At 64.4% G+C, this 14,210-nt stretch carries 14 protein-coding genes; 4 read left to right on the forward strand and 10 right to left on the reverse strand.

What is annotated here, in order from left to right; translation table 11 throughout:
• The first annotated feature begins 101 nt into the window (after positions 1-101).
• Positions 102-1,568 (forward strand): helix-turn-helix transcriptional regulator, encoded by a 1,467-nt coding sequence (locus A9762_RS06385; protein WP_069341190.1) that lies wholly within the window; start codon positions 102-104, stop codon positions 1,566-1,568.
• Positions 1,561-3,615: a type III secretion system outer membrane ring subunit SctC gene (sctC, locus tag A9762_RS06390; RefSeq protein ID WP_069341191.1), complete on the forward strand. Its 2,055-nt coding sequence runs from the start codon at positions 1,561-1,563 to the stop codon at positions 3,613-3,615. The genes A9762_RS06385 and sctC overlap by 8 nt, the downstream gene beginning before the upstream one ends.
• 85 nt (positions 3,616-3,700) lie before the next feature.
• Here the strand turns inward: sctC and A9762_RS06395 are convergent, their stop codons facing one another.
• Positions 3,701-4,006: a hypothetical protein gene (locus tag A9762_RS06395; protein ID WP_069341192.1), complete on the reverse strand. Its 306-nt coding sequence runs from the start codon at positions 4,004-4,006 to the stop codon at positions 3,701-3,703.
• A 317-nt stretch (positions 4,007-4,323) separates the two neighbouring features.
• Here A9762_RS06395 and A9762_RS06400 point away from each other — a divergent pair, with 317 nt between their 5' ends.
• Together A9762_RS06400 and A9762_RS06405 are read left to right on the forward strand one after the other, a co-directional pair.
• A complete protein-coding gene (locus tag A9762_RS06400; protein WP_069341193.1) occupies positions 4,324-6,684 on the forward strand; it encodes an HrpF/NolX family T3SS translocon protein in 2,361 nt (786 codons plus the stop codon).
• 391 nt (positions 6,685-7,075) lie between these two features.
• Positions 7,076-7,783, forward strand: a complete 708-nt coding sequence (locus A9762_RS06405) for a response regulator transcription factor (protein WP_069341194.1) — start codon at positions 7,076-7,078, stop codon at positions 7,781-7,783.
• Positions 7,784-7,806: 23 nt separating this feature from the next.
• Here the strand turns inward: A9762_RS06405 and A9762_RS06410 are convergent, their stop codons facing one another.
• From A9762_RS06410 to A9762_RS06450, 9 genes are all read right to left on the reverse strand, one after another.
• Positions 7,807-8,262: a CesT family type III secretion system chaperone gene (locus A9762_RS06410; protein WP_069341195.1), complete on the reverse strand. Its 456-nt coding sequence runs from the start codon at positions 8,260-8,262 to the stop codon at positions 7,807-7,809.
• A gap of 187 nt (positions 8,263-8,449) precedes the next feature.
• On the reverse strand, positions 8,450-8,656 hold the full coding sequence (locus tag A9762_RS06415) for a hypothetical protein (protein WP_069341196.1): 207 nt from the start codon (positions 8,654-8,656) through the stop codon (positions 8,450-8,452).
• Between the two features lie 117 nt (positions 8,657-8,773).
• Positions 8,774-9,013, reverse strand: coding sequence for a hypothetical protein (locus A9762_RS06420; protein ID WP_069341197.1), 240 nt, complete (start codon positions 9,011-9,013; stop codon positions 8,774-8,776).
• A gap of 111 nt (positions 9,014-9,124) precedes the next feature.
• A complete protein-coding gene (locus A9762_RS06425; RefSeq protein WP_139133116.1) occupies positions 9,125-10,063 on the reverse strand; it encodes a hypothetical protein in 939 nt (312 codons plus the stop codon).
• Positions 10,064-10,113: 50 nt separating this feature from the next.
• Positions 10,114-11,163, reverse strand: a complete 1,050-nt coding sequence (locus A9762_RS06430; protein WP_069341199.1) for a hypothetical protein — start codon at positions 11,161-11,163, stop codon at positions 10,114-10,116.
• On the reverse strand, positions 11,160-11,420 hold the full coding sequence (gene sctS, locus A9762_RS06435) for a type III secretion system export apparatus subunit SctS (RefSeq protein WP_069341200.1): 261 nt from the start codon (positions 11,418-11,420) through the stop codon (positions 11,160-11,162). The genes A9762_RS06430 and sctS overlap by 4 nt, the downstream gene beginning before the upstream one ends.
• 4 nt (positions 11,421-11,424) lie before the next feature.
• Positions 11,425-12,069 carry a type III secretion system export apparatus subunit SctR gene (gene sctR, locus A9762_RS06440; protein WP_069341201.1) on the reverse strand — a complete coding sequence of 215 codons (645 nt, stop codon included), beginning with the start codon at positions 12,067-12,069 and terminating at the stop codon, positions 11,425-11,427.
• Positions 12,066-13,244, reverse strand: a complete 1,179-nt coding sequence (gene sctQ, locus A9762_RS06445; RefSeq protein ID WP_069341202.1) for a type III secretion system cytoplasmic ring protein SctQ — start codon at positions 13,242-13,244, stop codon at positions 12,066-12,068. The genes sctR and sctQ overlap by 4 nt, the downstream gene beginning before the upstream one ends.
• A complete protein-coding gene (locus A9762_RS06450; RefSeq protein ID WP_083253683.1) occupies positions 13,241-14,188 on the reverse strand; it encodes a type III secretion HpaP family protein in 948 nt (315 codons plus the stop codon). Before A9762_RS06450 ends, sctQ begins: the two co-directional genes overlap by 4 nt.
• Positions 14,189-14,210: the final 22 nt, after the last annotated feature.

Here is a 14,210-nt window from a genome sequence, read left to right on the forward strand (position 1 = left end):
ACGTTGAAAAGTGAAGATTTCGCATCAGATTGTTGAGAATTTCCGGAGGGCGGGGGATTTATTTTTTGTTTCACCCCCCAACTCAACGGAAGGCGAAAGCCATGAACGTTCGGATCTACTTCGCTTTGATTGCCAGCGCACGTATGCGCGAGATGTTGCCGCGCAGCGCGCAAGCGCTGCTCGCAGGCGACTGGCCACGGGCCTACGCCGCCGTGTGTGGCGTGGCCGACTGCGACGAGAAGCAACTGCTGGACCTGAGCGGCGCGAATCTGTGTGCCCTCGCCGATATCCAGGCGTTGCGCGAACTCGATGAGGAAGCTGAGCAGAGCTACGCACGTGCCCAGCGCAGTTGCCGTGCGGGCGGCGACGCGCTGCGTCTGATGTCTGCACGCAATGCCGGCTGGCAAGCGCTGCTGCGCGACCGGTTTGCAGTGGCCCGTAACTGCTTCGTGAGCATCGTGCGCGATCGTGCTACCGATGCCGAACAGGAGATTGAAGCGCGTGTTGGGCTCGCGATCGTGGAGCATCGGCTGGGTCGCCCACATGCCGCCATGCAAGTCCTGCACAGAGCCGACCGGTCGGTCGGTGATTTAAATCCGATTTGGCGATCGATTGTTTCGTTATTAATTTCGGATATAACGCTTCACACCCGGATTCGCCGTTCTTCCGCATTATCCGATCACGTATTCTGGCAATCGGCGTGGTTAAGTGCGGAGCCGCTGACCGCGTCAATGCAGGAGAATGATTCCGTCAATGGAGACGAATTGTCATCTATCAATTCGTCTTCGTTTGAGACGGAAGGTGTATTGATCCGTAGGTATCGTTCCTACATGCGCCATCTTCGCGAACTGGCAGACGGCGCGCGCAGTCAGGTCGAAGCGCTCAACGATCTGCTACAGACGATGCGTGCGACCGGCAGTCCGCAAATGGTCATGCACATGAAGCTCAATGTCGTGCTGGCGGCATTTGCCGGCGGTCAGGGCGAGCTGGCGTTGCGTCTGTACGACGTCAACTGTGCGCGAAGCATTCAGACCGCCACACGGCATTCGGATCTTGAGTGGCTCTACGTCAACGCCAAGCTCGCGTTTCAGCGCGGGCAGGTCCATCAGAGCATGTCGCTGTACACGACCTACACGTTGCAGGCCCTGCATTGCCTGCGCACGCAGATCGTGCCGGCGCGCAGCCTCGATCCGCAGGCCGATGCTGCGCAACTTGCCCGGGGCGACGACATTGCCGCGCGTCTGCCGGCCAAGTACCGCAAGGCCTATCGCTACATTGTCGAGCACATTGCGCACAGCGAACTGACCACGCGTGAGGTGGCGGCGCAGGTCAATGTCACCGAACGGGCGCTGCAAATGGTGTTCAAGCGCTCGCTGGGCATGTCGCCCGGTGCGTTGATCCGGAAACTGCGGCTCGAAGGCATTCGCAGCGATCTGATGGATGACGCGAGCGTGACCGGTTCGGTGCTCGGCACGGCCAACCGCTGGGGCGTGACCAGCCGTTCGGCGCTGGTCAAGAGCTACCGCAAGCAGTTCGACGAATCGCCGTCGGAGACGATCAATGCATAAGCGCGCACGCCGCCTGGTCGAAAGCTGTGCGGCAAGTGTGTTGATGGCGATGTCGGTGAACGCGGTCGCGGCCATCATCCCGTGGCGGACCACGGTGATCGACTACGCGGCCGAGCACAAGGACATTCGGGACGCCGTCCGGGATATCGGGGCCAGCAGCGGCGTTGCGGTCTGGGTGTCGCCGAAGGTGCAGGGCAGCGTGACGGGACGCTTTCACGCCAGCCCCCAGCAATTGCTGGAGCGTCTGGCGAGCACGTTCGGTTTTATCTGGTACTTCGACGGCTCCGTGCTGAGGCTCTATTCGCCCGATGAAATCGTCAGCACCACGATCGGCACGGGAGCGGCACAACCCGGCGAGCTGCGTCGCACGCTCGATCGTCTGGGCATTACCGACCCCCGTTTCCCGGTGCGGTACGACGACGATGTGCACGCGGCGCTGGTCTCCGGGCCGCCGAACTTCGTCGAACTGGTCGCCAACGCGGCGAAGCTCGTCGACCAGAGTCACTCGCAGTCGCAAGACCGTCAGGTCGTACGCGTCTTTCCGTTGCGCTACGCATGGGCGGCGGATCATGTCATCAATCTGGACGGCGAGTCGATTTCCGTGCTCGGCGTGGCCTCGATTCTGCGCAGTCTCTACGACGCGCAGACGCCGGTGGCGCGCACGGCGCAAGGGAATCGCTCGGACGCGAAACGCATGTCGAGCGCGGCGGCGGGCGGCAATGGCCCGAGTGCGCCGCGTCGCGATACACCGGCGCCGGGGCCCGGCGGCTGGACGACCGGTTTGCCCGGCCTGCTCGGCACGCCCGGCGCGGCGGCGCCCACCACACCCTTGCCACCGGGCATGCCCGGCTCGCTGCCGCCGTCCGGCTATGCCGCCAACGCGGCGAATGCGCCGCCCGCGCCAGCCGCCGCACCGGTGAATGGGCAGACCGATATCGTCGGTTTCGACAGCCCGATCGTGCGTCCCGATCCGCGCACCAACGCCGTGCTCGTACGGGCGAGGGCCGACGCCATGCCGGCGTTCGAAGCGCTGATCGCATCGCTCGATACGCGACCGGCCGTCATCGAGATCGACGCGAGCATCATTCAGATCTCCGACACCGCGCTGGAGTCGCTCGGCATCGACTGGCGGTTTCACAACAGCCACTTCGATTTCGAAACGGGCAACGGCCTGAACCAGCAGGCAGGCTTCCCGGATTCCATCAACCCGCAGGGTTTCGGCAACCCGAACGTCTCGGGACAGACGAGCGTGCTGGCCACGCCGGCGGGCGGGGTCTTCACCGCTGTGCTCGGTAATACGGGGCGCTATCTGCTCTCGCGTATCAACGCGCTCGCGCAGACCGATCAGGCCACGATCAACGCTAGCCCGAAGGTCGCCACGCTCGATAACGTGGAGGCGCTGATGGACAGCAAGAAGACCTTCTATGTGCCGGTGCAGGGCTATCAATCGTCCGATCTTTACAGCATCTCGGCGGGGGTGACGCTGCGTGTGCTGCCGACCGTGGTCAAGGAGGGCGATGCATCGCATATCCGTCTGAGCGTGCATATCGAAGACGGCAAGGTCACCGCCGATCAGGTCGGCACGTTGCCTGTCGTGACGAACAGCACCATCGATACGCAAGCGCTGATCAACGAGGGGCAGAGCCTGCTGATCGCCGGGTACGCAGTGGACGCGAGCGAGAAGCAGGGCTCGGGCGTGCCGTTCCTCTCGAAGATTCCGTGGATCGGCGGCCTGTTCAAGTACAGCAACGACTCGACGAAGAAGATGCAGCGGCTGTTTCTCGTGACGCCTCGCATCATCACGCCGCAAGGCTCGCTCGAAGACGCCGCGCGCACGGCCGAAGCCGACAAGCGGCGTGCAACGTCGTTGCAGCGAGCGGTGCAGGGCGGTCTCGAGGACGGGCGTCGTGGTCTCGACGCCGCGGCGTTGGCGGCAGATGCCGCGAATGGTCGCGTGCCGCCGGTTGTCGTCGTGCCGCCAGGTCCGGCCTCGGCTACGGCCATCCCGAGTGATTCGGTCGATGTGGTGCCGCTACCGGTTCGCTGATCGTTCCGTGGAATCGCCCGTCGGTCCGTGACGCCCTCATCACGGACCGACGCGCCGGGCGAAGCGGTACGACATCAATGCGACATCAACTGTCGTCGTTGTCCGCCTTGAGCTGCGCGGCCCACTTCTTGCCGTTGCTCAGCATGTTCTGACCGAGTTGAAGAATCATCTGATCGAGGGCCTGCGTGACGTCGCTGCCACTGGCACCCGACGCACCGCCGGCGCCGGACTTGCCGCCAATCGGCGGAATGTCCATCCCGGAATCGCTGTGCTTGCCGCCTTGCGTGCCGTGCGCACCGCTGCTGCCGTGCTGACTGCCCGACGGGCCATGCGACGGCTCCGACGGGCCGGAGTGATGCGTCGACGAAGAGTGACTTCCCGAAATTCTCACGGTGACTCCTTTTAGGGGACGTAGAGGAGCTTGCAGCGTAGCTTGCCCCCGTGCGTGCCATGGACACGAGGCGAAGCTGCGCGGCGCAGAGCGAACCGGGCACCGGTGGCGTGCCTTCGCTAGTCAGTATTCCTATCGAGTGAGTTCCCGCACACGTCACTGGTTTTCTTCCGCTTTCGTCGGCGCGTCGCAAAGTTCGCATTCCCGCCGTGATGCGCAAAAGGCGCTTCCGATAATCGCGTCAGGCCGCCAGGTGCGCAGTGGGTGTATTGCGGGTCCGGCGAAGTCGGTGTGACGTCACGATACGGTGAAAAACGATGAACATGCGTGTAGGAACAAGTTCTCCGGCGCTGGCCGGACTGGAGTCGGCGCTCGAAGGGGTGCAGGACGCCGTCAAGGACCTCGAGACCGAAATCTCCGGCATGCTGGGCGGTGCTGCAGGCCGTATTGCGATGCCGGGGCAGCCGCAGGCGCGTCTGGTCAATGCCGGTCCGGCGGGCGCCGAAAACCTCCAGCCGCCCATGCACGGGCAACTCGAACATTTCGGTATCGGCCTGGTCGTGCCGAACGGTGCTACGGGCGCGGCCGCTCCCGCAACGCGCACAGCCATCGCCGATCCCAAAGCTGCTGAGGGCAATGCCGGTGCATCGGGCACGTCGGGCGCCAGCGGCGACGACGACACCGTCAAGGACGAGAATGGCAAGCCCATCTCCATGTTCACGGCGGGCGGCTTCTACAACCCCGAGTACGCGAAAGCCAAGCTGGCGTCGATGATGGTGCCGCCGAGCGATGCCAATGGCGATGCCGGTGAAGATGACGACGACAAGGCGTTCGGCAACGCGGCCCGCACGCTCGACGCCTGGATGAGCACGAGCCCGGACATGAAGGGCAAGGGCGTGAGCGTGTCCGATCTGCAGGACATCGCGAACGGCACGGGTGTCGGCGCCGGTGCGTCGGACGATCTCAAGCAGGCCGCCAAGACGATGCTGGCCGACGGCGGCGATCGCTTCACGAAGGAGATCGCCGGCAAGGGCGGTGTCGCGCACCAGAACAACTTCGCGGACTACGTGGTCGCCGACCATGACACGCCGCTCTCCGACGACGAGATTCAGACACTCTCCGTGCTGGCCCGTCATCAGGATTCCATCAAGGGCAACACGGGCGATCTGATCAACAAGATCAACGATCCGAACACGCCGCCCGACCTCAAGGCTGCGCTGCAACAGTTCGCCTCGGACCCGATCCTTCAGCAGAAGCTCGACGCGGGCAAGACCGGCAAGCGCGACGGCTCCTACGCGCCGCAGGACGTCACCTCGCTCATCTCGCAGCACCCGGAAGTGCAGGCGTACATGCAGCAGGAAGCCGAGACGTTCACGCACAACTACATTCCGTCGGACGACACGAGCGGCACGACCCAGCCGCGCGACATGACCACGGACGACGCGCAGCACGAGCTGTTCAAGTACTCCGACTATCTGCCGAAGAACGTTTCGCAGCAGACGTTGCAGGACATCGTCAACGGGACCGGCGGCGAAGGCAAGATGCCGCCGCAGGTGATTGCCGCTGCACAGTTCTATCTCGACAATCCGGCGCAATGGCAGGCGATTGCGGGCACGGGTGGCTCGATCAAGCGTGGCGATCTGCTGGACAACATCTCGCACGGCGTTCATCTGACGGCAGACGAGACGCAGACGATCCAGACGATCCAGAACAACAGCGACGCGTTCTTCGGCAAGGGCGACATGACGCGCGACAAGCTCAAGTCGATCGCCAACGATTCGAGCCAGAGCGATGCCGTGCGCAAGGCCGCGCAGAAGATGCTGGACGACCCGACGCTGTTCGGCATGCTCGATAACGCCACGCACGGCAACAACGGCTCGGCCCGCCACGCCGCCGACGATGGCGACATCTCGAAGGGCGACCTGAACAACTTCATCAAGAATTCGAAGACGTGGGGGCAGACGCCGCCGGCCACGCCGCCGACGCACAAGCCGACCAGCGACGCCGAAAAGGCAGCGGTGGCGGCCATGCAGGCGGGCGCCATGGATCAGCCGGCCATCAAGAAGGAGAAGGGCGGTCAGTTGCAGAACATCGGTCAGAAGATCCTGCACGCCTTCGCGAAGATCTTCGAGGTCATCTCCACGGTGCTGAGCTTCCTCGGCAAGATTCCGGGGATCGGACCGCTGTTCTCGGCCGCGTCGATGGCCACCGAAGCGGTATCGGGACAGTTGGACGTGGCGGCGGTGGCCGCCGGTGGCGGCAGCAAGGCCGACATTCTCAAGGCGGAACGCGACGCGGCCATCGGGCTGGGCGCGGCAGCCGTCGGCCTCGTTGCGCCGGGCATGGGCAAGGTCGTCATGAAGGGCATCGTCAAGGGGGCGGAAGCCGGTGCGACGGCGGCAGCCGAAGCCGGGGCCAAGGCCGCGAGCACGGCAGCCAACGCGGGTGTGAAGGGTGCGGAAGCCGGGGCGGGCGCTGCTGTCGATGCCGGTACGAAGGGTGCGGAAGCCGCCGCGGGCAAGACCTTCTCGTTCGCGGGGCACACCGTCGATCGCAGCGCCGTGACCGACGCCGTGACGGACGGAGCGAAGGACACCGTGAAGGACAACGTCAAGGATCAGGTCGAAAGCCAGGTCTATGGCGCGGTGACCGGTCAGAACCAGAATCAGAACAGCTGATCGCGACCGGGACACGAGCTGGCGTCGCTGGCTCGTGTCATGCAAACGCCCCATCTTGAGGATTCCCCTCGCACCCTTCCGGGCGACAAGCCCCGGGAGGGTGCGTTTGTAATGGAACGTAATATGACACGCCGGTGAGATTTCAGATTTCACCGGAGTGCTCAGGCAGACTGCAACGGTCCGCCTCGACAGACGCCTCCGAACCCACCGGTCGGATGCGTTGTTTTCTGGAACCGATACCCGTCATCCCAAGGCTTTACCCGAGGTCGGCACGCTGCGATCAAAGCGCGGCGTCCCGTGCTGCCTGCCGAATAAGCGCCGCAAGAGAGCGCGACAGACCCGGCAGATCCAGCAAACTTTTCGCCGGGGCCGTCTGACTTGAGGATTGAGTGTGGTCATCGTGTTACTGACACGGAGCAAGACGCTGCGCGCCGTCGTTTCGGTGCTTGAACAAGGTACGGGCGATTGCCGGGTGGTCGACTTCGACGATCGTATCGAACTGATTCGTTATCTTTCCCTGCGCGCCAACGCCGATCTGGTCGTCATCGACGCCGACACCGACGCGCAAGCCATTCCCTTTCTCGCCACATGGCGCGATTGCCATGCCCGCCACGATTTGCCGATTCTGGTGACCGGGCAGTACCTCTGCGCGACGGTGATGCGCGATGCGCTCGCCAGCGGGGTCGACGATATCGTCGCCGGTGCGTTGTCGCTCGACGAATTGCAGGCGCGCGCGCAACGCTGCGTGGCGCGCCGTCGCATGCACGAACTGGAATCGACGATCATCGAATACGGTGGCTATCGCTTCGACAAGGCGAACTGCCGTTGCACGCGCGAGGGCAGCCTCATCCACCTCACCGCCTATGAATTCGCGATGGCGTGGCTATTCTTCTCGCATCCCGGCGCGGTACTGAGCCGCCCGCGGATCTCGGAGAAAATCTGGGGCGACGAGGCCAGCGCACGCGAGCCAAGCGCCTTGACACGTCACATCAACCAGTTGCGCCGCAAGTTAGGCCTGTCGGGTGGCGGGCCGGTGGCGTTGCGCGCCGTCTATGCGTCCGGCTATCGGCTGGACGGTCCGCGCGACGTCAGGCACTGATCGTACCGAACGGGCGTCGGCAATCAAGCCCGAATCCACTGATATTCGCCGCTGGCGAGCTGGTCGAACATGTCGTCCGAGGACTGGAGAATGTTGTCCTGCCAGTACCGGCCATGTTCGACGTAGTGATCGAGTAATTCACAGAGGTAGCCGCCGTTCACGTCGTGTCCGAGCGGCACCCGTACGACCAGGATGATGCCGCCGGTGGTCGGATTTACGCCGAGTTGTGCCTGATCCTGCGCGTAGACGGTGAGATTCGCCTCCAGCATGAGGCGGTAAATGCGCAACGTCCGGCCGCCGCTCACGATCCCGTATTCGAAGTCGAGGTAGATCGCCTCGGGATCCTGCTCGAAGAAATCGACGGCCACTTCGAACTCGTTGACGTTCAGACGCCCGGCCTGGACGATGCCGTGCACGTCGGGAATCTCCAGCAGCGCGCAGAGTTCTGCGAGCAGTTCGTTGCGGCGTTCCAGGCTCATCGGGGCATCGGGGTCGTCTCTCGCCTGCCAGACTCGGGGCGTGTGCGAGGCAAAAGGGGAGTGGCGAAAGTCGTCGTCGCAGACATCGGACGGTACAACGAAAGCGCGGACGCCCGGGGCGTCCGCACAATACTGCGATGGGCGGCGTTGGCGCGCGACTTGTGGCCGCGCCCCGACGTCGCGCCGATTAGCCCTGCGTCAGGCTCTTCATGTTCTTGGGGCCCGCTTCACGCAGCTGAGCGTACGTGGTGGCCAGGTTGATCTCGTTTTCGGCTTCGGCGGCGGCGTTGATCTGGGCGATCGCGCTTGCCGTGTCCATGCCGGTGTTACCTGCGGCGCCTGCTGCACCTGCGGCGGCGGCACCTGCGTTCATGCCAGTGCTGAATTTGCTCATGATAAAACTCCTCTTTCGACTCGAACCGAACAATAGTGAGATTGCCGGCTTACCCGCCGGTCGGGGTGCTACTCCGTTGACGAACGACGCGCATGACCTGCGCCCCGGTCGAAACCCTTACATGCCGCGCAACTTGTTGCAGATCGTGGCAGCGGCGATCAGGCCATCGGCCACCATGTGTCCCTCGTTGCGCTGAAGCGGCTCGGCGCAACGCACCGATGCCTGCGTGACCGTTTGCGCCACTTCGCGCAGCGTCGCAACGCTGTTCTCGATGCGGGCATCGAGCGGGTTGGCCGCCACGAGATCGTTGATCTTGTCGAGGGCGGCACCGACTTCCGGCGTAATCGCTTCAAACATCTTCGTACTCCTGATTCATGAGGACTGCTTTTCGGCCTTGTTTGTCATCGATACCTGCGATCGATACGGCCTGTCTTTTCACCATCGCCACGGTGGCGGCTTCGTGAGGCGCTACTGCGCATTCAACGAAAAACGCTTCGTCCCGTCGGTCTGTTCCACGTACTGCACGCCCGCCGAATCGAGCATCGCGCTGACATTGCGCAGCGGGGCTTCGCTCGCACTCAGCGATGTTTCGATGCCGGCAATCGCGCCTGCATAATCTCGTTGCACTTGCGCCAGACGCGTCGTCGTTCGGTTCATGTCGACGACTGCACCCGTCACACGAAAACGTCCGCTGCCCAGGTATTCCACGCTGACACCGCTTTCGCCGAGCAGCGCGCGAATGTCTTCTGCCACCTGTGCGGCCACGACCACTCGGACGTCGACGCCCTCGGCATCGAGCTTCGAGAGCCGGTGGCTGAGTGCCGTCGCCTGCTCGGCCGTTGCCACGACACCCTTGACCACCAACCGTCGCCCCTGACGCTGCACGCTCAGATCGTCCAGCCCAAGTGTGGCGACCACATGCTTTACGGCATCGAGCGACGCGTCGGCCGATACGGGGCGCACACTGGCTTCCGGGGCAGCGACGGCACTGCCATCGCGCACGCCGAACCACGTCAGACCGCCTGCGCTCAAAACCACTACCGTCATGGCGAGCGACACATTTCGCCACCCGCGCCGTGCGTCGGGTCGTGCCGACGGTCGTTCGCCGGGTACTGCCGCGTCGCTCGTCGCCGCAGCGCCGTGCGTCACGGCGAAGTGTTGCTGGAGCAATGCGGCGTCTGTCGGCCACGCATCGTTGTCGGCACCGAGGCAGAAAACGATGTCGCCGAACTGGACCGGCACCTTCTCTTGCAGGGGAATCGTCTGCGGCGAACCGTTCTCTGCCGTCAGCGTCAACCACATCGATCCGTCGCCCGGCAACGTCAGTGTGCCGTCGGGGCCGGGCCAGTCGCTGATCTGCACTTCCGCCTGCTCGCTGCAACCGATTGCCGTCCTGCTTGCAAACAAATTTATCTGAGCGCCTGCGTGTATTCCGGTGAGAATCCGAATTCTTTGGGTCATTTGCGAAGTCCTTCGGCGGCAGGAAGACGCTCACGCGTAGCGGCCTGAAAACGGGCCTGACGAATACCGCGCTGCGATGCCCGCATCGGTGCGGCAAGCCCCAGCATCATGAGCGGCAGCAACAACAAAAAGGAATCCTGACCATCGTGTCCCGGCGTCTTGCTGCCCGATGGCACCTGACGGATCGCTTCCACCAGGGCATGCCGCACCGCTCGCAACGTCGCGTAGCGACGCGACGCGGGGCCATCCGCAACGGGCATGGCAAGGGCGTGGGCGATGATGCGTGTGGCTTCCTTCAGTGCGTCTCCGGGTGTCGACGTGTGGCGCGACGCGCGATACCGGTTGCCCAAGGCGAGCAAGGCTTTCGCGGCGAGCGTGCTGATTTCTTCTTGCGTGGCGGGACGAGCGAACGCATCGACGGCCGCGGCATGAGTCGTTCGCCCGAGTTCGCTCGGGCTGAGTTTCAGCGTGCGGCCAAATGTGGGTGACGTGGGTAAGACGCGCGCGGGCTCCGTGGGGGGCTTCGCTGAGGTCTGCGACGGCGAGGCCAGTTGCTCTGCCGCATGGCTCATCGCCCGCAGCGAGGCTTCACGACGATTGTCACGTTCGCGATCCTTCTGATCGCGTTCGTTGCCGCTGTCGCGCGCGCTGACCTGCACGATCAGGCGCTCCAGCGCCTGCTCCTGCGCTTCGATCGCTTCCCATCGAAGCGCTTCGTCCTCGTCGGACGAGTCCATCTCCTGCGGCGATTCCGGATCGGTGCTGGCTGCGGCCCCGCGACGTTGCGTCTTGCGACGATGCGTCGACGGATGATGCTGCGCGAGCTGATGAAGCTCTTCAAGCAGTTCGTGAGCATCGGGCGTGTGCGCCGGATCGTGCGCGCCACGTCCGCGACGTCGCGACGTATTGTTCGTCGACGTGGCGTGGTGGTGGTGATGGTGATGCGCACCTGACGTGGCGGGTGATGTCGTGCCGGCCGCCGGGGTATCGTCGCCCGTGGTGACGGCGATCGGCGCCATACCGGGCAGGTTCGAGATCACCTTCATGCGAACACCACGTTCAGAATGGATTTGGCAAAGGCCACGACCGTGGACGCGCCCCATGACGCCGTCGCCAGAATCACCACGGTGACGACGATCAGCTTGGCGACTTGCGAGATGCTGGCGTCCTGGAGCGACGTCACGGCCTGAATGAACGAGATGAACAGACCGGCAAAGGCCGCAGTGAGCACCGGGGGCAGGGAGACGAGCAGGCAGACGGTCAGCGCACCGGTCGTCAACTGGACAATGTTCTCGTAATCCATCGCATCACTTGTAGGTTGAGATCAGGCCGTGCAGCAGCACGGACCAGCCGTCGAGCACAACGAAGAGCAGCAGCTTGAAGGGAATCGACACGTTGGTCGGCGTGACCTGCGACAGCCCGAGCGCGATCAGCACGTTCGCGATGATCAGATCGACCACGATGAACATCAGGTAGATCAGAAACCCGATCTTGAACGATGCCGTCAGCTCGCTCGTCATGAAGGCGGGGCCAAGCACGATGAGGTCGTCTGGGCCGAGTTTGTCGGCGAGCGCAGCCGGCCAGATCTCATGCGCGGAGCGCAGGAAGAACGCCTTGTCGCGCTCGCTCGCGTGCTTCGACAGGAACTGACGCATGGGTTCGCGTGCGGCATCGAAGACCTGCACGGCGTTCGCACCGCCGTCTGCCGCGAGATCGTTCGTGCCCTTGAACGCCGTCATGCCGATGGGCGCCATGATGAAGCACGACAGAATCAGCGCAATGCCGTTGGTGACCGTTGACGGCGGTACCTGCTGTGCGCCCAGCGCGTTACGCAGCAGACCGAGCACGATCACGATCTTCGTGTACGACGTCACGACCATCGCGACGAAAGGCAGCAGCCCCAGCGCGAGGAGCGTGACCAGCAGCGAGGCGAAATTAAGGCTGGTGTTCATGCCCCGGCATCCATATGCGTGATCTGCACACCGAGATGCTCTCCGATTGCAACGAGTTCGCCGTGCCCGACGGTTTGTCCGTGAACCGTCAGGCGAACCTGAGCGCAGGCGGCGGCATTCGGCAGTTCCAGCAGATAGCCGGGTTGCATGCGGGCGATATCGGTGAGCGTCAGATCGAGCGTGCCGACTTCGAGGTGCAGCGGCACGACCAGACCGGCAAGCGGGTTGCCCGACGCCACGACACCGACCGGAGGGGCGTCGGGCACGGTATCGGCGCTCGGCATCGCGTGGATATCGGTGTCGGTTGCAGTGAGTCGGGCGTCCGGTGTCGCGTGTGCACCGAATCCTTCGGACATGTCGTCTCCGGCATGCCAGTCCGGCAGGTCAGCGTTGAAATCGGTCGTCATGGCAAATGGGGACGTTAGGGTGAGGGCGGCGCCAAGGCGCGTCGCGTAGGCGACCCATCCGGTGGCACCCGAAGCGTTGGTGGGCGTGGCGTCGGGAAGCCAGAGGGACAAAGCGGCGTCTTGCGCGACATCGGACGGCAGCGGATCGTGCCAACCGAACAACACATCTCCGGGACGCAGCGAGGCGAGCAGCGAAAGCGCCACTTTCTGGCGCGAGAGGCACAACCGACAGGGCAGGCATAAGGCGTCGATGGTATCGACGGTGCCCATGACGTCAGGCCGCGTGATCGCCTGCGCGAGATGGATGCCGGCGAGTGCATCGGCGAAGGTGTCGTCGACCGACTCGATAGCGCCGGTGATCTCGCCGTCTCGCGTAGCAATGGGGAGCGCCTCATCCGCCAGCGGCGCGTCGTCCCATTCGCATTCGCGCACGACGAGCCCGGCAATGCCCGCCCGGCGAAGCGCAGCGAGATGGACGTCGAGATAGAGATTGACGAGTATGCGCGCGCGCAGCGTGTCCGGGTCACGCGCCATCGCAGCCAATGCCGGCGCCCGCGACAGGTCGACACGCAGGCGTATCTCGCCAAACGCGCTGCCGAGCACGAGGCGGGCCAGTGCGCCGGACGGGAGCGATGCCGGTCCCGTCGACACCTGCAAGCCGTACGTCGCGTCGCGCACCAGCCAGCGCGCGACGCTGGCGAGCGCCGGGCGGTAGCGTCGCAGTGGCAGCGACGTGGGGGTGCGGGGCAGGGACGGCGTCGTGTTCATGAAGCGGATCGGTGGCTGCTGACGAGCGTGTCGCCGTTCAGGCTGACGGTGACGGCACGGCCGGTGCGGTGGGAAACGCGCTGTGCGAGCTGCGCCGCCTGATCCGAGAGTAGAGCGACCGACTGACGGTGTTCCGTCTCGAAGCGAAGCGATAGGGCGCCACCCGAAAGTCGAAGTTGCACGCGCGTGTCCGGCAGGATCGCCGGGTTGAGCGTCAGGACGATCTCGCGAGGTGCGCTCACCGGGTCCGCGCGCTGGGTCGTGGCCTGCGCAGACGTCGTGCGATGCGCCGTCAGCGCCTGCGTGAGCGCATCGACGATGACGGGTAGCCCAAACGCATTGAAGCGTTGCGCCGCGCGAGCGGCTTCGACGGTGGACGTGGTGTCGTCCAGTCGTTCCGGCACAGGGCTGTCGTCGAACCGTTGCCGATCGGCTGGCAGCGCCGACACGCTGATTGTCCCTTCGACGCGTGGAGGCGGCGTCGCTTCGTCGGGTTGCTCGATGTCTTGCGCTGCCGGTGCCTGCGTGGCCGATGCCCCCGACACGCCCGGGCGACGGGTCTGTGTGCGTTGGGGATGATGGCGACGGTGAGGCGTGCCAGTGGTGCCGGGGGACGCGTCCGCCGTGGCCATCATTCGCTCGCGGGCGTCGTTTTGCTGCCACGGCAAGGCGTCGTCCGGCGTGATGCCGGTGAGTGCGTCGTCGCTTTGGCCGCCATGTGGCCGCTCGTTGTCTCCGCCGCGCGGCATCTCATCGTCGCTGGCGATTCCGTCGGGTGTCCCGGTGTCGTCGCGCGTCGGCCCGCGACGCATCAACAACTGGCGAAATCGTCCGGCAGCCTCCCCGTCGGCAACGCTCCGGGGGGACGGCAGTTCGGTCGTCGTCGCCTCATCTGTGGCGGGTGCATGCAAGATCGCACCCTGAAGCCGTATCCGATGGTTCATGGGGATGTCGAATCCGTGTCTG

Source organism: Pandoraea sp. ISTKB (genome assembly GCF_001721285.1).
Classification (GTDB): domain Bacteria; phylum Pseudomonadota; class Gammaproteobacteria; order Burkholderiales; family Burkholderiaceae; genus Pandoraea; species Pandoraea capi.

Coding starts and splice junctions, on each gene's coding strand:
- A9762_RS06430 (WP_069341199.1), bottom strand. CDS start 11,163: ATGAAGGTGATCTCGAACCTGCCCGGTATGGCGCCGATCGCCGTCACC.
- A9762_RS06415 (WP_069341196.1), bottom strand. CDS start 8,656: ATGAGCAAATTCAGCACTGGCATGAACGCAGGTGCCGCCGCCGCAGGT.
- sctC (WP_069341191.1), top strand. CDS start 1,561: ATGCATAAGCGCGCACGCCGCCTGGTCGAAAGCTGTGCGGCAAGTGTG.
- A9762_RS06410 (WP_069341195.1), bottom strand. CDS start 8,262: ATGAGCCTGGAACGCCGCAACGAACTGCTCGCAGAACTCTGCGCGCTG.
- A9762_RS06450 (WP_083253683.1), bottom strand. CDS start 14,188: ATGAACCATCGGATACGGCTTCAGGGTGCGATCTTGCATGCACCCGCC.
- A9762_RS06385 (WP_069341190.1), top strand. CDS start 102: ATGAACGTTCGGATCTACTTCGCTTTGATTGCCAGCGCACGTATGCGC.
- sctQ (WP_069341202.1), bottom strand. CDS start 13,244: ATGAACACGACGCCGTCCCTGCCCCGCACCCCCACGTCGCTGCCACTG.
- sctS (WP_069341200.1), bottom strand. CDS start 11,420: ATGGATTACGAGAACATTGTCCAGTTGACGACCGGTGCGCTGACCGTC.
- sctR (WP_069341201.1), bottom strand. CDS start 12,069: ATGAACACCAGCCTTAATTTCGCCTCGCTGCTGGTCACGCTCCTCGCG.
- A9762_RS06420 (WP_069341197.1), bottom strand. CDS start 9,013: ATGTTTGAAGCGATTACGCCGGAAGTCGGTGCCGCCCTCGACAAGATC.
- A9762_RS06400 (WP_069341193.1), top strand. CDS start 4,324: ATGAACATGCGTGTAGGAACAAGTTCTCCGGCGCTGGCCGGACTGGAG.